General features: G+C 40.7%; 19 protein-coding genes and 1 pseudogene. 10 read left to right on the top strand and 10 right to left on the bottom strand.

Annotated elements, in window-relative coordinates; genetic code table 11:
• The 3 genes from NSTCB13_RS13335 to NSTCB13_RS13345 all read left to right on the top strand — a co-directional run bounded on the left by NSTCB13_RS13335 (position 1) and on the right by NSTCB13_RS13345 (position 1,413).
• Complete coding sequence (locus NSTCB13_RS13335; RefSeq protein ID WP_445627957.1) at positions 1 to 309, top strand: transposase; 309 nt, start codon at positions 1 to 3, stop codon at positions 307 to 309.
• 323 nt (positions 310 to 632) lie between these two features.
• Positions 633 to 824, top strand: coding sequence for a hypothetical protein (locus tag NSTCB13_RS13340; protein WP_448272658.1), 192 nt, complete (start codon positions 633 to 635; stop codon positions 822 to 824).
• Positions 817 to 1,413, top strand: a complete 597-nt coding sequence (locus NSTCB13_RS13345) for a HEPN domain-containing protein (protein ID WP_445628138.1) — start codon at positions 817 to 819, stop codon at positions 1,411 to 1,413. The genes NSTCB13_RS13340 and NSTCB13_RS13345 overlap by 8 nt, the downstream gene beginning before the upstream one ends.
• A gap of 147 nt (positions 1,414 to 1,560) precedes the next feature.
• On the opposite strand, the gene NSTCB13_RS13350 is transcribed toward NSTCB13_RS13345, so the two are convergent.
• The 3 genes from NSTCB13_RS13350 to NSTCB13_RS13360 form a co-directional block, all read right to left on the bottom strand.
• Entirely contained in the window at positions 1,561 to 1,878 is a 318-nt protein-coding gene (locus NSTCB13_RS13350; RefSeq protein WP_445628137.1) for a helix-turn-helix domain-containing protein, read from the bottom strand.
• Entirely contained in the window at positions 1,850 to 2,299 is a 450-nt protein-coding gene (locus tag NSTCB13_RS13355; RefSeq protein ID WP_448273195.1) for a type II toxin-antitoxin system RelE/ParE family toxin, read from the bottom strand. Before NSTCB13_RS13355 ends, NSTCB13_RS13350 begins: the two co-directional genes overlap by 29 nt.
• Before the next feature lie 107 nt (positions 2,300 to 2,406).
• Complete coding sequence (locus NSTCB13_RS13360; RefSeq protein ID WP_448272659.1) at positions 2,407 to 4,161, bottom strand: N-acetylmuramoyl-L-alanine amidase; 1,755 nt, start codon at positions 4,159 to 4,161, stop codon at positions 2,407 to 2,409.
• 84 nt (positions 4,162 to 4,245) lie between these two features.
• Between NSTCB13_RS13360 and NSTCB13_RS13365 the strand changes: the two genes are divergently transcribed.
• Together NSTCB13_RS13365 and NSTCB13_RS13370 are read left to right on the top strand one after the other, a co-directional pair.
• Positions 4,246 to 5,883: a CTP synthase gene (locus tag NSTCB13_RS13365; RefSeq protein WP_448272660.1), complete on the top strand. Its 1,638-nt coding sequence runs from the start codon at positions 4,246 to 4,248 to the stop codon at positions 5,881 to 5,883.
• Between the two features lie 161 nt (positions 5,884 to 6,044).
• On the top strand, positions 6,045 to 6,467 hold the full coding sequence (locus NSTCB13_RS13370; protein WP_445628133.1) for a hypothetical protein: 423 nt from the start codon (positions 6,045 to 6,047) through the stop codon (positions 6,465 to 6,467).
• A gap of 181 nt (positions 6,468 to 6,648) precedes the next feature.
• Here NSTCB13_RS13370 and NSTCB13_RS13375 read toward each other — a convergent pair whose 3' ends face one another.
• The 5 genes and pseudogenes from NSTCB13_RS13375 to NSTCB13_RS13395 form a co-directional block, all read right to left on the bottom strand.
• Positions 6,649 to 6,897 carry a hypothetical protein gene (locus tag NSTCB13_RS13375; RefSeq protein ID WP_448272661.1) on the bottom strand — a complete coding sequence of 83 codons (249 nt, stop codon included), beginning with the start codon at positions 6,895 to 6,897 and terminating at the stop codon, positions 6,649 to 6,651.
• On the bottom strand, positions 6,818 to 8,125 hold the full coding sequence (locus NSTCB13_RS13380; protein ID WP_448272662.1) for an ABC transporter substrate-binding protein: 1,308 nt from the start codon (positions 8,123 to 8,125) through the stop codon (positions 6,818 to 6,820). The genes NSTCB13_RS13375 and NSTCB13_RS13380 overlap by 80 nt, the downstream gene beginning before the upstream one ends.
• Before the next feature lie 247 nt (positions 8,126 to 8,372).
• Positions 8,373 to 9,275 carry an ROK family protein gene (locus tag NSTCB13_RS13385; protein ID WP_448272663.1) on the bottom strand — a complete coding sequence of 301 codons (903 nt, stop codon included), beginning with the start codon at positions 9,273 to 9,275 and terminating at the stop codon, positions 8,373 to 8,375.
• A 117-nt stretch (positions 9,276 to 9,392) separates the two neighbouring features.
• The gene (locus NSTCB13_RS13390; protein ID WP_322670426.1) at positions 9,393 to 9,587 is read right to left on the bottom strand and encodes a hypothetical protein; all 195 of its coding nucleotides are present in this window, start codon (positions 9,585 to 9,587) and stop codon (positions 9,393 to 9,395) included.
• Positions 9,588 to 9,700: 113 nt separating this feature from the next.
• A pseudogene (locus NSTCB13_RS13395) lies at positions 9,701 to 10,598 on the bottom strand (ABC transporter permease).
• A gap of 328 nt (positions 10,599 to 10,926) precedes the next feature.
• Between NSTCB13_RS13395 and NSTCB13_RS13400 the strand changes: the two are divergent.
• Complete coding sequence (locus NSTCB13_RS13400) at positions 10,927 to 11,214, top strand: hypothetical protein (protein WP_445628130.1); 288 nt, start codon at positions 10,927 to 10,929, stop codon at positions 11,212 to 11,214.
• Between the two features lie 413 nt (positions 11,215 to 11,627).
• Here the strand turns inward: NSTCB13_RS13400 and trxB are convergent, their stop codons facing one another.
• Entirely contained in the window at positions 11,628 to 12,998 is a 1,371-nt protein-coding gene (trxB, locus tag NSTCB13_RS13405; RefSeq protein WP_448272664.1) for a thioredoxin-disulfide reductase, read from the bottom strand.
• Between the two features lie 393 nt (positions 12,999 to 13,391).
• Entirely contained in the window at positions 13,392 to 13,577 is a 186-nt protein-coding gene (locus NSTCB13_RS13410) for a hypothetical protein (protein ID WP_448272665.1), read from the bottom strand.
• Positions 13,578 to 13,909: 332 nt separating this feature from the next.
• On the opposite strand from NSTCB13_RS13410, the gene NSTCB13_RS13415 reads away from it, so the two are divergent.
• The 4 genes from NSTCB13_RS13415 to NSTCB13_RS13430 all read left to right on the top strand — a co-directional run bounded on the left by NSTCB13_RS13415 (position 13,910) and on the right by NSTCB13_RS13430 (position 18,596).
• Positions 13,910 to 14,476, top strand: a complete 567-nt coding sequence (locus NSTCB13_RS13415) for a Uma2 family endonuclease (protein WP_448272666.1) — start codon at positions 13,910 to 13,912, stop codon at positions 14,474 to 14,476.
• A 204-nt stretch (positions 14,477 to 14,680) separates the two neighbouring features.
• Positions 14,681 to 15,256: a type IV pilin-like G/H family protein gene (locus NSTCB13_RS13420; protein WP_448272667.1), complete on the top strand. Its 576-nt coding sequence runs from the start codon at positions 14,681 to 14,683 to the stop codon at positions 15,254 to 15,256.
• A gap of 189 nt (positions 15,257 to 15,445) precedes the next feature.
• Positions 15,446 to 17,683 carry an O-linked N-acetylglucosamine transferase, SPINDLY family protein gene (locus tag NSTCB13_RS13425; protein WP_448272668.1) on the top strand — a complete coding sequence of 746 codons (2,238 nt, stop codon included), beginning with the start codon at positions 15,446 to 15,448 and terminating at the stop codon, positions 17,681 to 17,683.
• A 523-nt stretch (positions 17,684 to 18,206) separates the two neighbouring features.
• Positions 18,207 to 18,596, top strand: a complete 390-nt coding sequence (locus tag NSTCB13_RS13430) for a XisH family protein (protein WP_448272669.1) — start codon at positions 18,207 to 18,209, stop codon at positions 18,594 to 18,596.
• Positions 18,597 to 18,608: the final 12 nt, after the last annotated feature.

Genomic DNA, 18,608 nt, shown 5'->3' on the forward strand with positions numbered 1-18,608 from the left:
TTGTCTGCTGATCTTGGTGATGATAGTGCCGTAATTCAGTTCGACCGAGGTTCTTTTCACAAAGCGAAAACTCTCGATTTTCCAGATAACATTATCCCGCTCTTTCAGCCTCCTCACTCTCCTGAACTCAACCCGATTGAGCGGTTTTGGGAATTTCTCAAATCTCAACTCCAATGGGAAAACTGTAAAACACTCTCACAACTACAGCAAAAGTTAACTGATGCCCTCAAAGAAATTACACCTTCCATGATTGCCTCTCTTACTTCTTACAATTTTATCCTTGAAGCCTTATTTAGCGCAGCTTCATAAAGAATTGGTATAAGTTAAAAACAGTTAAAACATTTGGTTTAGGTAAAGATGGTAAAAAAATTAAAGATAGCCTAGAGGCTGAGGAACTAGTTTTGAGATATTTTGCACTAAAAGGAACACTTGACAACTACCAGGATAGATTATCAAAGTATCTTGATGAATACACAGTGTTAAAAAAAAGTATAACCTTAGAAGAGATTGAGGTACTTAGAAATTAATTTAATAGTACTATAGATAAATGCGTTGCAATATTTGAGAGGGATGTTTTTATAGATACAACTAAACAAAAACGACGGCAAGCGATTGTTTATTATGATTTGTTAATGTACAATTTTAGTGATATTGACAAAGAAATTCTCATTAAAAATAAAGATAAGATTCAAAATAAATTTCAAGAACTTTGCAAATTAGATGATTTTCAAAGAACATTAAGTAGTGGTTTACAGAATAAAAGCTCAATTCTAAGAAGAAGAAAGCTTTGGGGGGATTTGTTGGAGGCAGCAATTAATGAGTGAGCAAGAAATTCACGATAAATATGTAAACCTCTTTGAAAAATTGAAAGAAATTATTAAAGAAACTCAGGACAGAATTATCTTCTCAGAACCAGACCCATTTTTTGAAGATAATCTGAATTTCTTTGTGAAATCATTCCTGATTAGCATATGTGCATACTTAGAGTCCTATCTGAAGGAAATAGCTTTTAGACGTATTGATGTTATTAGTAGTAAACTTTCAAAACTCTCAATCCCGCGTAATTTAGTCCAGTGGGAGCTTTTGCGTCATAAAGATATCAAAGATAATGATTTGAAATTTGAATATCTGAAGATATCTATTAAAAAAAACGACTTAGACGAACATATTTCAGGAAATCCATACAGAACAATAGCTCTATTCAAGAAAATAGGTATGGACTTAAATGCTATTGAGGGGTTTGTCTACAAGAAAGATGTTGTTACATCTATTGTTCTAAAAAGAAATAACATTGTTCATCATAATAGCCATGCCAGTGATGTTTCTATGGCTGATTTGATGATTTACATTGACAATATCATTGATTATATGGATTCAATAACTCAAGCTGTTAAGATAGAAAATACAAAGTGAATATGAAACCTGACGATCGCACTATAAAAATCGAAAAGCTTGAACAAAAACTTATCGCAACATTGAGCAAGAACTAGCTAAAAAAGAGCGATGGGCTACGCCCCGCCGGAGGCGATCGCACTCCAGCAAGTACGCAGGGTTAACCCTTTAATCAATCACGCTATTCAATCCCCGTTTTTTAACTAGGTGCAACAGCTTAAGAGCAGTGCCACTGGGACGCTTCTGACCGATTTCCCACTTTTGAACCGTTGATAGACTTGTATTCAAAATCGCAGCAAATACTGCCTGACTGACATGAGATGATTCGCGTATTTGCTTAATTTGCTCAGGTTCAAGCGGTTCAATCCCAGGCAAGCACAGACTGTCGAATTCACGCAATGTAGTTTGATCCATCAGTCCAGCCTTGTGCAGCCCCGTAGCCGTTTCGTGAACGGCTTCAAGAATCGCTGATTTCTTCTTCGGCATTGCAAATTGCCTCCATCAATTCATCTTCCAGCTTTGCTTTTTCGAGATCCTCTAGCGTGTAAGAGAACAGCACTGATGCCAGCTTTTTTAATGCTTTTTCTTCTTTTTTGTTAATGTTACTGCGCTCGTTTTTCGAGAAGCCGAAAACAAAAAACCAGCAATCTCCCTTGTTGGTTGCGACCAATGTACGAAAGCCACCACGCTTACCTTGTCCAGAGCGGGCAATCCGCTTTTTGAACAGTCCACCTCCTAGATCGGCTTCGTAAAGTCCTGCCATCATTTCGTTTACAGCAGCGCAGAGGCTGAGGTCGTTTAAACCCTCTTTGCGTGCCCAACGGTCAAACCATCGGGTTTTGTAAATTATTATGCTATGGTCATTATCTTCGCTTATTATATAGCACTTAGTGCTATGCTTGGCAATAGACTATAAAACTCAAAAAGCTTGAACAAAGACCGATCGCAACATTGAGTAGAAACTAGCTAATCGCACTCCACCAGATACAAAGGTAAAACTCTAGTTATCCAATTTTATTTAACGCTCCTAAACCACTCAGTAATCCCCTGAGCGATCGCTTTTGCCATTTTCTTTTGTTCCTCTGGGTTCACCACCTGCTCAAATTCATCGGGATTGCTCATAAAACCCAATTCCAATAATACCGATGGTGCAGCAGTTGGACGTGTCAGCGCCAGGTTATCCCAAAACACACCATAAGAAGGTCTACCGATTTTTTTCACTACATAGTTGTGTAAAAACATTGCGAGACTGTGTGCTTGGGGTTGATACCAAAAAGCACCGAATCCCTTGGTTTTTTCGGCATCACCATCATCGGGTAGAGAGTTGTGATGTATGGAAATAGCGATGCATGGTTCTTCTCGACTGATAATTGCCTGACGTTCTACGAGCGAAACTTCCTTGTCGTCCTCCCGCGTCATCACCACCGTTGCTCCTTCCTTCACCAATTCGTCTCGCAGCAACTTGGAAACTACCAAATTGACATCTTTTTCTAAATATCCAGTTGGCCCACTGGCACCAGTTTCTTTACCGCCATGCCCTGGATCTAGTACAATTTTGAAATTAGCTAAAAGCTTGCGTCTTGTGTTCCCGATTTTAGGCGGATGACGCAAAGCCAAAACCAGGGTTGTACCGTCGTATCTCAGCTTGTATCCCCACTGTTGAGCTTTTTTGAGGTTAAAGGTGTATTTTACTTGTCCTGGAGCCTCCTGTTGCCAGTCTAGGCGATAAATTAGGGGATCATCATCCAGGCGAATGATGTCCGTTTGGGCAGTAGTATTGTAGAGAGTGAGAGCGAAAGTTTGCTCACTTTGTTGTACGCTCACGGGTACGGGAACTTGCAAGGGGAAAACTATCTCTGTCGCACTAGGGAGTTGACGGTATCCGACACTGCGAATTATTGTCTGTGGCGGAACTGCACCAGGTAGAATGCGGGTTTCTTTACTATTAATCCAAGCGCCATAATCTAGGCGCAACCATTCACCTTCCCTACCTGTAACTGTTGCGCGTGTGCCTTTGGGCAGTGGTGTAAGTCGGGAATAATCGGTGCTAGGGCCAGTACGAGCAACGCCTGATTCTACTGTAACCTCAGAAACTGGCAACTGTGCTCTTGAGAGGATTTCAATCTTACCAGATCCTGGTTGAGTTATTGTCTTACCATCAAGCGTCAGTTGAAATTGAGGTTTTCCTAGATCGGCGGCTGTTGCTACTGTAGTGCAACCTTGATAGTTGCCTACGCTAGACTGGGCATGAGGCTGATTTTGACCTGTCAAAGCTGCCAAATTACTTGGTAGTTGTGCTTGTTGAGGTTGGGGTAAAAGGGCAATAGTTTGATTAGCCAGGGTTACAGAGACATTAGCGTTAGGGGGTGCGATCGCGCCAAAACAAATTACTTCTCCTGGTAATCTGGCAATGTCAACTGCGGGAGTCAGGGAATCTTTCGCAAAGGCTACCCCTTGTGGTAGTTCCGGGCTAGCGTTAAGCCGGATCACCTTAATCTTAAGTTCTTGATTCTGGCGACGCACAGTAAAAAGATTCTCCCCCAACTGTAAGGGGAAACTAGGGGAAAAATGACCAGCTTTGCTGCGGGTAATTGGCTTACTATTGATCAAAACCTGACCATCTGGTGGTGCGGTGCCCAGAAAGAAGATTTTTTGGGCACTTGTCTGGTAGTTTGTCTGGGGAAAAACGACTATGAGAGATGGCTCTGCCAATGCGATCGAGGAGGTGAGAATACAGCCTAATATTACTAATCCTAAGAGGTTTTTCACAGCAAATCACAGAAGATGACACCACAACAACTGTGGCACAATGACGGGATGTATTTTTAGAAGTTGTTAGAAATTCAAACTACTATGACTAAGTTTATCTTTGTTACTGGAGGCGTAGTTTCTAGTATTGGTAAGGGCATTGTAGCAGCAAGTCTAGGGCGTTTGCTCAAGTCGCGCGAATATTCGGTGTCGATTCTCAAACTCGACCCTTATATTAATATCGATCCTGGCACGATGAGTCCCTTTCAGCATGGGGAAGTATTCGTTACCCAAGATGGTGCGGAGACAGATTTAGACTTGGGGCATTACGAACGCTTTACCGATACCTCAATGTCACGCTTAAATTGTGTGACTACTGGCTCGATTTACCAGGCAGTCATCAATAAAGAGCGGCGCGGAGACTACAATGGCGGTACTGTACAGGTAATTCCTCATATTACCAATGAAATTAAAGAACGGATTTTGCGAGTTGCTAAAAGTACAAATCCTTCTGTAGTAATTACTGAAATCGGCGGGACGGTGGGAGATATTGAATCATTGCCGTTTTTGGAAGCAATTCGCCAGTTCCGTAAAGAGGTAGGGCGGCAGAATGTGCTGTATATGCACGTAACACTGGTACCGTGGATTGCCTCGGCGGGTGAAATGAAAACTAAGCCGACACAGCATTCAGTTAAAGAACTGAGATCCATTGGTATTCAACCAGATATTTTAGTTTGTCGGAGCGATCGCCCTTTACCCAAAGGATTAAAGCAGAAATTGTCGGGATTTTGCGATGTACCGGAAGAATGCGTTATCACTTCCCAAGATGCCAAAAGTATCTATGAAGTACCGCTAAATCTAGAACGGGAAGGAATGGCAGAACAAGTGCTGAACTTGCTGCAAATGGAACAACGTAAACCAGATTTGACGCAGTGGCAAACCCTGGTACAACGGTTACATAGTCCCAAGCACGAAGTAGAAATTGCCATTGTTGGTAAATATGTACAGTTAAGTGATGCCTATTTATCTGTAGTAGAAGCGCTCAACCATGCTGCAATCTCCACTTATGGCAAACTGCGTCTGCGTTGGGTGAATTCAGAAGAATTGGAAACGGAACCAGCCGAAAATTATCTTAAAGGTGTTGATGGCATAGTTGTACCAGGAGGTTTCGGGGTTCGGGGAGTCGATGGTAAAATTGCTGCGATTAAATACGCCCGCGATCGCCAAATCCCCTTCTTGGGTTTATGCCTGGGAATGCAATGTTCTGTGATTGAGTGGGCCAGAAATGTAGGGGGATTAACAGGTGCTAATAGTGCTGAATTTGACCCTTACACAACGGCTCCGGTAATTAATTTATTGCCAGAACAGCAGGAAGTTGTGGATTTAGGGGGTACAATGCGCTTAGGATTATATCCTTGTCGTGTTCTCCCTGATACTTTAGCTTTTAAGCTCTATCAAGAAGATGTCATTTATGAACGACATCGACATCGCTATGAATTCAACAATGCTTACCGCGATTTGTTGTTAAAGTCTGGCTATGTAATTAGTGGTACTTCTCCCGATGGACGTTTAGTTGAAATTGTGGAATTAACCAAGCACCCATTCTTTCTTGCTTGCCAATTTCATCCAGAATTTCAATCACGCCCCAGTACCCCTCATCCTTTATTTAAAGGATTCATTCAAACAGCGATCGCTCTTTCGCTTTCGACATCTAGCACACCAACACCATTGGAGGTGTCATAACAATTCAAAATTCAAAACTTGTACTGAGTTTCGACTGCGCTCAACTACCGCGTAGCCGAAGTATTCAAAATTCAAAATTAATTGCAACATTAACTTAAGACTTCAGTAGATTTGGATATTCAGGGTGCATCATTCGTAAATTTCGGACTTGAGGAGATGTTGTGGCGTACTGGGTGAAAATCCTTTACGAGAGGAAAGAATATGTAGTAAATTTTGAACGTGTCCATGCTTTTTGTTATGAACTGAATGGCAGAGTTACTTTTTGGCTACCCGATAGTGCCATTCCCATAATAATTAATCCACAAAATAACCTAGAAGATTATCAAAAAATTATCGATTATTTAGAATGTGTGACAGGATTAGAATTAGAGCGTGCCCACTGGGTGAAAATAATTTACGAAAAAAATGAATATGTCATTAATCTCAACTGCATCAGTTCCTTTTGTCATGAACCGAACGGCAGGATAACTTTTTGGTTGCCAGATGGCACTATTCCTATTATCATCAACCCTGTGAGTAATCCTGAATCTTATGAAAAAGTTGTGAAATACGTTCAAAAAGCAACAGGATATTCTTTGTTTTGAAATTACTGTGTAGCAGAACAAGATAAAATTAACAATTCAAAATTCAAAACTTGTACTGAGTTTCGACTGCGCTCAACTACCGCGTAGCCGAAGTATTCAAAATTCACGCATTCAAACATTTTAGAACTTCTGCCTTCTGCCTCATCCCAACTAAAAATATTTACGCGATTCTACTTATCGCTCACTGCCATTCATCAAAAATTTGTTTTATCCGCTCAATTGCCGTGTCTGCTGCTTCTTCTGGAGATATGCTATTGACAACTATTCCATTAAGAGCTTTACCCCAAACATTCTCTTCTAAAACTAGGCTGTAAGCAGGGTTTTGGACAATATAAAATGGACGAGTATCTTTAGTTAGTGTTTGAGTTGCAGTAGAAAGATGAGGATCTGCTGGATTTGTCCAAAAAGGATCTTTCCAAACAGACTTCATTACTGGTAGATATCGACCCTCCGGTAGCTTTGAGATAGTTTCCTATGATTTCAGGTTTAATTAAATATGCGAGAAAGTCTTTGGCTACCTTCTGGTTTTTAGACTCAGCAAACAAAACTATTTCATTAATCGAGACTAAGAAGCGCATCGGTTTACCATTAGGTTTGTTCGGAAATTCTAAGATACCAAGCTTATGACGATAGGTGTCAGAATCTTGGCGAACAGCAGCAGGGATCGAAAGCGAGCTGTTAGGCGTCATAACCACGCCACGATTGAGCAAGCTGCGATTATTGTCTGGATTTAACCAGTTTACTGCGTCTGGTGGTACGTAACCCTGCTGGAAAAATTTCGCATACCACTCTAAGCTTTTAACAATACCTTGATACACCTTGGGATCGTTGAGCAGAAGTTGACCCTTGGAGTCTAAAATTTGGACATTGTATGCTTCTAAAATCTGCTCAAATAAGTAGTAGGTATCTGTAGAACCAGTGGAAAAAGGAAAACCTAATCCGTAAATATTCTGTTTTTGCTGTGCGCGCAAATCATCCTGCACTTGTTTCCAAAACTCCCAGAAAGCATCCCAATTTTTAGGGATATCGCTTTGAGTTCGACCTACTTTCTCTAGTAAGTCTCGCCAGTAGAAGATGTGAATTGTTAATTGATTAATTGGGACTGCATAGTAACTCGACTTCTTATCAACGTTGTTATATAAACGAACTGCTTCTAACACACCTTCAGAATAAATACTTTTGACTGGCTCAATTACATCAGACACATCTGCCAATTTACCTTCCCAGGCAAGACGTGGATACAGCTCCCTCTCAGCACTGCTATTGATGACGAGATCGGGTGAATTACCTGCCTGAAGTGCTCTTTGAGTCTTTTGTGGCAATTCATCGTTAGTATAAAAAGTAAGTTTAATTTTGTTGCCGCTTTGCTGTTCCCAGTTACTAATGATCTTCTGGAGCGCTTCATCCTCTTCCAAAGTGTAACCTTTATCTGACCAAATCTTCAGGACTTTACTGTTAAGAGGAGACTCGGTGACTGAAAATTGGTTAGATTTTAAGATGTTAATGCAGGCAAGAATTATCAAGCTAAATATCAATGCTACAAGTACGTAGCGATGGCTAGCTCTTATTAGCATTACGGTAAAAGTTTGCTTGACTCTTTGTTGATACTTCAAGCCTTTAGCCATTAGACTGGCTTTGGTTTTGAATAACATGCTCATTTTATGATTTTTGCCAGAAAAACATCTTTACTGCATCTTCTGACATTACATAGCGCTTATTCAAGCTTAAATAGTTGCTTTTCACTTACTTTTCACCATCAGCCAGAATTGCTAAGTAAGTGGGCAAGAATAAATTAAACTATGTTACGTAATGTAAAACTAATTAAATTATCTCTTAGTTAGAGCCTAATTTTTCTTCTAATTTGTAAAGACAGATGTCTCTAGCTGGGCTTGTTTGAACCATAATTTAAAATCTTGAATAGTTTTGCCATGCCAACTTTGCTGCACCTACTATTCCTGCAAAATTGCCTAACTTTGCTGGCAATATTTGTAAACCCTCTCGTGATAAAGGCTGCACTCGCTTCTCAATTTCTGCCTTCACACTTGGTAAGAAAAACTCAAAGCTACCACTGATACCGCCACCAATCACGATCGCTTGTGGTGTAAGTACATAAATCAAACTGGTCAAACCAATTCCCAAATTAACACCATATTCTTGCCAAAAAGTCAATGCGGCGGCATCTCCTTGTTGGGCAAGAAAACCCAATTCGATGGGTTCCTTGAGAGTGCGGCGGCGAATTGCAGTAGCACAGGCATATTGCTCCAAAGAGCCTCGATTGCCACTATTACAAATTGGGCCATCAGGATTTAAGGAAATTAAACCCAATTCTCCGGCGGCTCCTTGATGTCCAATAAATAGTTTGCCATCAAGGATAATTGCGCCACCAACCCCAGTACCTAAAGTTAGCAGAATCAGATTTTGAAAGTGGCGACCGGCTCCCAGCCAAGCTTCTCCCAAAAGAGCGCAATTAGCATCATTAGCGATCGCAGTCAGTTTGCCAGTTTTAGCTTCTAACCAGTCTGCTAAAGGCACATCGATCCATCCAGGTAAGTTAATAGCGATTTTGGCAATGCGTCCTGCGGCATCGGATGGGCCAGGAGTTCCAACACCAATGGCAACAGCTTGATTATCTGGATCGATTTGAGCGATCGCATCTACCAGAACCGCCAACACCGCTTCCGGCGTTGTTGGTTGAGGAGATACGACAGTTAAAGATTGCAGACAAGTACCATCATCTGCAAAACGCCCCAGCTTAATTGCTGTTCCCCCGACATCAATGCCAATTACTTGAATTTTGTCATTTGTCATTTGTCATTTGTCATTTGTAATTGGGTATGAGGCATTGGGCATTGGTAATTGGTGAACAGTTATCACCCATTCTCTATTCCCGATCGTCGAGTTCAAAATCAACAATCGATCGGGGTTTTAGGATTTGGCACGAAAATATTCTAAATTTTCTGTCCTATTGGGTGCGACTCGTAAATTAGCAACAGTCATAGTACGAACACTAGATTGCTCTTGCCAAGCCGTAATTGGCGCACCTCTTAAGATACCAGCAAGAGCAACGGAAAGGATAAACCCGCCAGTAGCGGCAGCAATTAACGTTAGATTATCTTTCATACAAATCTCTGTATTGTTTATTTGTCATTTGTCCTTTGTCCTTTGTCATTTGTCTAAAATTAATGACCATTGTACAGACGCGATTAATCGCGTCTCTAGTGACCGACCAATGACTATTGTCGGATTCTATTTTCTCTCCGTAATCGAGGATTGACAAATTCATTTAACCCCTCACCAAGTAGTGATAACCCTACCACCATAAATGTCATCGTTAAACCAGGAAAAAGGGTAGTCCACCAAATGCCAGTAGGTAGAGCTTCTAGAGCTTGTTTTAAATCATGTCCCCATTCTGCCACTTCTTCGGGAAGTCCTAGCCCCAAAAAGCCTAAACCGCCCAACACCAAAATCGCATCAGCGGCGTTGAGCGTGAATAGGGACGGGTACGCTTTGAATGACGTTGAAAAACAGATAACGAGAAAGCACAACCCAAGTAGAAGCACCCATTGCTTGAGCAGCTTCGATGAACACTTCAGTTTTCACGCTCACGGTGTGGTTGCGGACAACGCGATAGTATTGGGGGATGTAGGCAATGCTAATAGCGATCGCTGCATTCAATATCCCACGCCCCACTACAAACGCCAATGTCACAGATAGCAGTAGCCCCGGTAAGGTGTAGATGCTATCCATAATAAATAGCAGCACTTTATCCAATTTACCGCCGAGATAACCACTCAGCATCCCCAAAGGCACACCGATAATCATACTCAGTGCCGTTGCCAAAATTACCACCTGCAAAGCAGCTTGAGCGCCGAACAATGTCCGGGAGAACACATCATAGCCGAGACGACTAGTACCAAACCAATGTTTAGCTGAGGGTGGCTCGTGAATTGGATTAGAGAGAAAATCTTTGGGGTTTTGCAGCCATCCCCAAGCCTGCAATACGGGAGCGAAAAATGCCAGGAAGATGAAAAATAGGGTGATGGCTAACCCAATGAGCATGAGTTTTTGGGAAAGATTGAGACTTTTGCCAAACTGTAAAAAGGTTGGTAGCCGCCGTTTTGTAATGGCCATAAAGCGATCGCCTAAAGCAAAGCTTGATACGCTGGCCATTTTACATATTTAGATAGGGGATTGCGTAAACATCTTTAAATAAAAGTCCGACTATTTCACGTGGATACAGATATAGACTGAGTTAGAGGTGAAATTATGCCTGATTTTTGCCAAAGCTTTTAACTACGATTCAGAGTACTACAATGTTTGCGATCGTCTCGATCAACGAATCAGTCATCTTGATGATGCAGCCTTTGATTTTTTGACACACTTTCAGTATTTTAACTGTGGTCTTGGCTGTTAATACTTAATTAATATGTAGCACAATATTTTTTATATCTTAGTCATTGTGAAACCTCTTCTACAGACTTACTTAGAACAAGAAATTTGGATACTAGTGAGAGATAAGTGGTATTTCGCCACAATTGTCGGAGTTTGGGATGATTTATTGTCCTTTAAACATAGAACTTACAACAAAGACACAGAAGAAGATACTTTCTGGGAAATGGTTGTGAAAATCAGTGAAGTAATTGCTATTGATAAAATTAAGTCTGTTATTAGTAGAAAACCAGAGATGCTGATTTCACGGCTACTAGAAACTGAGCAAGATACAAGCGATCGTCATCAAGATAAATAATATTAATTAGCTCAATTTCTGAGGTAGACTCATCCTTTGCACCTGTCTCAAGATGCAAAGAATGAGCAGTTGAAGTTATCGGCTATGGCGCGATACAGTTCAGAATGAGCAATAAAATCTGATGTAGAAATGCAATTTATCGCCTCTTAAAAGACCAATGATCTACACAAATAACCCTTAATTGAAACGTAGTGGACTATGGCAGGTATTAGACTTCTTGGCAAAAGTCCGAGAAAACGGGAAGGTGGGGCCCCAAGAAGGGGATAAGGGGCAGGGTGAAGGGGAAAAGGTTTTGGTTAAAGGGAAAGGGGACTTTTGCAGAACCTTTTCCCCAAGAGCGCAAAAAGCACAAATGCCAAGAGGGTCTATTGAGTATTGGGCAGAGTCTTCCCTAGTTCCCAATACCTACTATCTCAAAGATTACTTTCAATCAACTGGCGATATTCGCTCTTTTGCTTCACGCCTTTGACTTCCTTCACCAGTTCCTTATTTTTGAACAATTGAACTGTTGGCGTTCCTGTCACACCAGCATTTTCAGCAATATCTCGGTCTTTGTCTATGTCAATTTCTACAAAGTGAATTTTGCTGTCAAATTCATCCACCACTTTATTTAAAATTGGCTTCAGGGTATGACAAGGGCCACAACCAGGAGAAACGTATTTAACAAGGAGTAAGCGATCGCTTTCATGGAACAATTTCCGTAAAGCATAACCACCCTCATGGCGCGTCCCATCCAAATTAAATCCAGCTTCTTCTTCGGCTTCAGTCTTTTTGGCTGGCTGATGTTCTAATTCATTATCTTTTGTTTCTGGCTGTTGATGGAATTCTTGAATCAAGCCACTGGAGGACAACCAGCGTTCTGCTAACATCGCCGCCATACAGCCAGTACCCGCAGCCGTAATTGCTTGTCGAAACTCATGATCTTGTACGTCGCCAGCAGCAAAAACGCCTTCTACGCTGGTTTCTACAGAACCAGGCTTAGTGACAACGTAACCCACTTCATCCAGTTCTAATTGTCCTTTAAATAGAGAAGTGTTTGGACTGTGACCAACGGCGTAGAATAAACCTTTAGCGTGCAGTTGGCTCTCTTCACCAGTTTTTGTATTGCGGACTTTCACCCCTTCCATGTGACCATTACCGAAGATATCCACGGCTTCTGTGTTCCAATGCACTTGGATTTTCGGGTTGCTCAAAACTCTGTCTTGCATGGCTTTAGAAGCCCGCATTTTATCGCTGCGTACTAACATATTCACTTTAGAACCATATTTGGTGAGGTAAATTGACTCTTCCGCCGCCGAGTCGCCAGCACCAATCACAGCCAATTCTGCGCCGTGGAAAATAGGTGTTGCACCATCGCAAATTGCACAAGCGGAAATACCCCGACTCCAAAATTCGTGTTCGTTGGGTAAACCCAAACGCTTTGCTGTTGCACCCGTAGCAATAACGATGCTGTTGGTTTTAATTTCCCTTTCTTGCGATCGCACTGTAAAGGGACGCTGACTCAAGTCAACTGATATAACATCTTCAGTATATAGTTCAGCCCCCCAGCGCTCCGCCTGCGCCTTCATCTGATCCATCAGTTCCGGCCCGGTAATTCCTTTAGGAAATCCCGGAAAATTCTCAACTTCCGTGGTTGTCATTAGTTGTCCACCAGGTAATCCCCCAGCTTGGAAACCTTCAAATAACACGGGTTTCAGGTTAGCACGTCCAGCATAAATGGCGGCTGTGTAGCCTGCTGGCCCAGAACCGATAATTACTAAGTTTTCTACAGTTGGGTTAGTCATGAAAATATACGAACTCATAACGACTACGCTTAATATAGCATAATAATTTACGATTGGCTACGTCAGATGGAAAGCGATGTCTAAGGGCGGGCTACGCCTACGCAAAAAGCCTACAGTACTATGCGCTCAACACTTGCCAAAGATGCTCTTAACCGTTAAAAGTTTTCTCGCAGATATTTCCTGATAACTTCAACATCTATTTCTAGCAATTCTGCCATTTCTTGAATACTCATACCTTTCTCATTAAGTTTTGGGGCTAATTTCAATCTACTCTTTTCCCAGATGCTCTTGTACAATCGAATATTTGTAAATTCATCTAAATTAAACATAGTTTCAACTGCTCCTAATATATGTATGTGCCAGTTGCATAATTTACATTATTATTCTGAATCATTAAGACTGTTCTTGTAGATATTTCTTGATAATTTCAATGTCTAGCTCTAGAAATTCAGCTATTTCTTGAATGCTCATACCTTTTTCAACACATTTTGGGGCTAATTTCAGCTTAGTTTCTGGTTCTGTCTTTGCCACGATACTCTCGTACAATCGAGTATTTTTGAATGCATCTAAATCGAGCATAGCTTCAATTTCCTCTAAAGTAAGATTGGGAAACTTATAAAATACAATAGCTATAAAAAATTACATCTGTTTTCATTGATGCTACTAATGGCAAACTATAGAGTCGTTTTCCTTTGAATACAATACATTGTATCTTTCAGGAGTTGAGGTACGTATGACAATACAGTTCAGTTAGCGCCAAAAACCTTAAGTTGTGTAGGTTGGGTTGAGGAACGAAACCCAACATTTTCATAGCTTTGTTGGGTTGCGCTTTGCTTCACCCAACCTACAATTTTTCTTAACTGAACTGTATTGGTACGTATGATAGATATTAAAGCGTTATTTGGCGTATTATGTCCCTCAGCATCACCGATTTAGAGCAGCTACAAACTGAGCATCCAGAATGGCAGATGGAGCTGGTAGAGGGAAAAATCATAGTTTCTCCCTTGTCAGATTATGAGTCAGAAGAAATTGGCGCTCGGTTGAGTACCTTTTTAAATATATGGGTCATACCGCGCAAACTAGGGCGTATAACTGGTTCTGGTACAGGGTTTATCCTACCGAATATAGAAGAGGACGACTTAGAAAAAAGAAACCTGCAATCGCCTGATGTGTCGTTTGTTCGGGCTGAACGATTGAAGAAGACCAAGCGCGACTTTGTAGAGTTGGTTCCAGACTTGATGGTTGAGATTAAATCTAAAAGTGACAGAATCAAACCACTTGAAGAGAAGATTGAGCTATTCTTGCAACTTGGGTCTACAGTCGGTATATTGATTGACCCTGACAACTTGACAGTAACGGTTGATCGAATAAATCAAGCTCCAGTGGTGATGCAGAATGGCGACATCCTCACACTACCAGACTTGCTGCCAGGTTGGGAACTGGCAATATCAGAACTGTGGCCACCTGAATTTGAATAAGGCGCTTCCACAATCGAAGTTGAGAATCTCGTCCTTGGTCAACAGCAGGAATTTAGTGATGTTTGTGTCATTTGGGATGCAAGGATTCTGAATTGTGTAATTGTATCTCCTCAAACTTTTTTTCTGAAGGTGATAGGAAAGCGATCGCGGCTGGGTAAGTTACATCTAGAACACCCAAGCACTTCCTGCTCCAGGAAAACACTTATGAAAACCGAATTAAAAGCCAAGTTTCTCCAACACATCCTCAACAAAAAGAATGAAAATGAGGGTTTTACACTTATTGAATTACTAGTAGTAATTATCATCATCGGTATTTTGTCTGCGATCGCTCTACCTTCTTTCTTGAACCAAGCTAACAAAGCCAAGCAGTCAGAAGCTAAAACTTATACAGGTTCAATGAACCGCGCGCAGCAAGCTTTTTACTTGGAACAAAATAAATTTGCAGCCCAAGCTGACTTTGGTAGTTTAGGTCTTGGTATTGCAACACAAACCTCAAATTACATCTACACAATCCTGGGTGGTGGTACTGGTAACGCTAGTCAAGTCAGTAACCAAGCAGCAACAGTACTTGCGACTGCACCTCTCAAAACTTATATGGGTAATGTGGGTGTAACAACGCAATCAGCTACCAGTGAAGCTACCACCATAGCTCTTTTATGTGAAGCTGCGCAAGCTAGAATTAACAGTGGTGCTGCTCCAGATTCCACCATCGCCAATAGTTTCAATAGCTCTAGTAATTCACCAACTTGCCCCAACAACTTCATCAGCTTATCTAAGTAGAGAAGTGAGTGAATAAGCTAAATCTCGCTCATCTACACCACTTGACATAAAAGTTAACTTGTCACATCCGCTTTTATTAAGCTAAATTACCTATTTTCCCAAGTGGATAGAAGAATCTATCCACTTTATTTCATTTTTGTGATTTATTCACAATTAGTATTGCTCATACCTTTTTCTCTGATAAACACAATGATTACCGAGATATATAATTGGCAAGATCGGGCTGAAGAATATTTTGTTCAAGAAAACTATGTGCAAGCAGCAAAGTTATATGAGCAAGCAATAGCAATAGAACCAAATACTATCTCCTATTATTGGCATTTAGGATTACTATTGCTATTACAAGGGCAAGAAGCAGAAGCTCAAATGACTTGGATGCTGCCAATGACAGAGGCAGATGAAGAACAGTTACAAATGTGGACAAATGAACTATTTCAAGTTTTGCAAATAGAAGCACAAAGGCGTGAAGCACTAGCAGAATATTCCCTGGCATGGTTAATTCGCCAGCATATACGAGAAATTAATCCTAACAACATCAATAATTTACTTCAAATACTTCTACTTTCTCTAAAATTGCAAAAATTTGCAGAAATTGATGATTTAAAAGAGTGGGGATTAATTGAAAGCTTAAATGCAAAAGAAAATATAGAAATTAATACTGAATTACTAATCGAAGTTTTAAAAGAATTTTTAAATACTGCTCACTTACATCCAATTAATCTAAATTTAATAGAAGCTAGTCTTCCTTATTTCTCTGATACTCATCAATGCTTCTGTATACTGCTTCCTGCTGCTATGCAAATTGGTCATACTTTGCGGCAGCCTTTACTAGCAGCATCTCTATTAGAATTATATTTACGATTGGAGCCAGATAATGTAGAAACTTTGCGGCACTTAGCAACTTTTTATCAAGATGCCCGTAATTATTCTCAAGGTATAGAGACAGCTAGGTTATGTTATTCTTTATCAGAAAGTTTGGCTGATAAAATTTTTGCACTCCATCTGCTGTTAAGGGGCCTAATGTCCGCAGGGGGATATTGGCAAGAGATATGTACAACTTGCCAAGAATTAGAAACTATATATAAACAGTTTATTAAAGCTCAACAAATTCCTTTAGAAGAAGGAAGAATCTTACGGTTGCTTACACCATCTTTTGCAATACCTCATATTAAAGATGCTCCTGCTGATTTTAGAGCTATTCACAATAAAGTAGCTGAGATTTTTCAGAATTATATTCAACCTTTTTCGCAATCACAAGGGAAAAATTATGCTCGTAAAATTATTAATAATCAATCTTTAACCCACCATCCAAAAAAGTTAAAAATTGGTTATATATCTTACGCTCTAAGGAATCATTCTGTTGGTTGGCTAGCTCGCTGGTTATTTCAGCATCACGATCAAGACAAATTTGATATTCATACTTATTTTGTTAATTACACATTAGTAAATGACTATCTTCAAGAATGGTATCTAAGTCAGGCAGGAAAAGCTCACCAATTAGGTAGGAATGGTATAGAAATTGCTGACCAAATATATCAAGATGAAATTGATATTTTAATTGACCTTGACAGTATCACTCTAGATATTACAAGTGAAGTTATGGCACTCAAGCCAGCCCCAATTCAAGTTACTTGGCTGGGATGGGATGCATCAAGTATACCTGCAATTGATTACTTTATCGCAGATCCTTATGTACTGCCTGATGATGCACAAAATTACTATACAGAGAAAATCTGGCGATTACCCCAAACTTACATAGCAGTTGATGGTTTTGAAGTTAGTGTACCAACTCTCCGCCGCGATGACTTAGATATTCCTATGGATGCCGTTGTATACCTCAGCGCCCAAAGAGGATATAAACGCCATCCAGAAACCACAAAGTGGCAAATGCAAATTATTAAACAAGTACCTAATAGCTACTTTTTGATTAAGGGACTTGCTGAACAGGAAACAATTAAACGCTTCTTTTACCAAATTGCTGAAGAAGAAGGTGTAGATTGTTCTCGGTTACGATTTCTACCACAAGTTCATTCAGAGTCAGTTCATCGTGCTAATTTAGGCATTGCTGATATTGTATTAGATACATTTCCCTACAACGGAGCGACAACAACCTTAGAAACATTGTGGATGGGTATTCCTTTAGTGACAAGAGTTGGCGAACAATTTGCAGCGCGTAACAGCTACACCATGATGGTGAATGCGGGTATCACAGAAGGTATTGCCTGGACTGATGAAGAGTATATAGAATGGGGTGTGCGCTTGGGGAAGGATGAGGCTTTACGTCAGCAAGTCGCTCTGAAGCTAAAAGCATCGCGACAAACAGCCCCATTGTGGAATGGCAAACAGTTTACCCGTGATATGGAAAAGGCTTACCAACAGATGTGGCATAACTATAGCGGTTCTCAATTGGATGGAATACAGACCTAACCCCCAGCCCCTTCCCTTGTAGGGAAAGGGAGTAAATTTCAAAGCCTCTCTCCTTTTAGGCTCTCTCCTTTTAGGAGAAAGGTTTGGAGAGAGGTCAAACTATATTGCATCAAAACATAAGTGCTATATTAAGTACTCGCCTATCCTGCGTGGCAGCTAAAAAGGTAATATGACGTGAGTTCGATGAACCTCTCCCGGACAACCTCCCTTTCCCCGTGGGAGAGGGAGGAGCAACGAGAAATTAGGGTTTTGGCTCCCCTCTCCGTGTCGGAGAGCAGGGTGGTTTCATACAACGAGAGAAAAACTAAAAATAGGTTTCAAAGCCTCTCTCCGCTTCGGGGAGAGGTTTGGAGAGGGGTCAAAATCTATGGTTATATATGAGAAATCAAGACTTATGTATTTTTCTTTTTTCGTATGAAACCACCCGCCCTCTCCGTGTCGGAGAGGGGTTGGGGGAGAGGTCAAAAAAGGGCTTGTCGAACTCACGTTAATATAAAAATAATAAATACGATTATGAATAGCTATGTCTGCTAAAGATATCTTTCATGAAGTTGTCAAAAAAGCTTTGCAGAAGGATGGTTGGCAGATTACTCATGACCCCCTCTCAATTAGCGTGGGTGGTGTGAATGTCTCTATTGATTTAGCTGCTGAAAAACTCATTGCGGCAGAACGGGAAGGAGACAAAATTGCTGTTGAAGTTAAAAGTTTTTTGGAGAAATCATCTGCAATCTCAGAATTTCATACAGCATTGGGACAGTTTATCAACTATAGAGGCGCATTAAGGCGACGACAGCAAGAGCGTGTTTTGTATTTAGCAGTACCTTTGACAACTTATAAAACATTTTTTCAACTTGATTTCCCCCAAGCCATGATTGAAGAGAATCAAGTCAAAATGATTATTTATGATGTATAGCAAGAGGTTATT

It is taken from the genome of Nostoc sp. DSM 114160 (genome assembly GCF_053470305.1).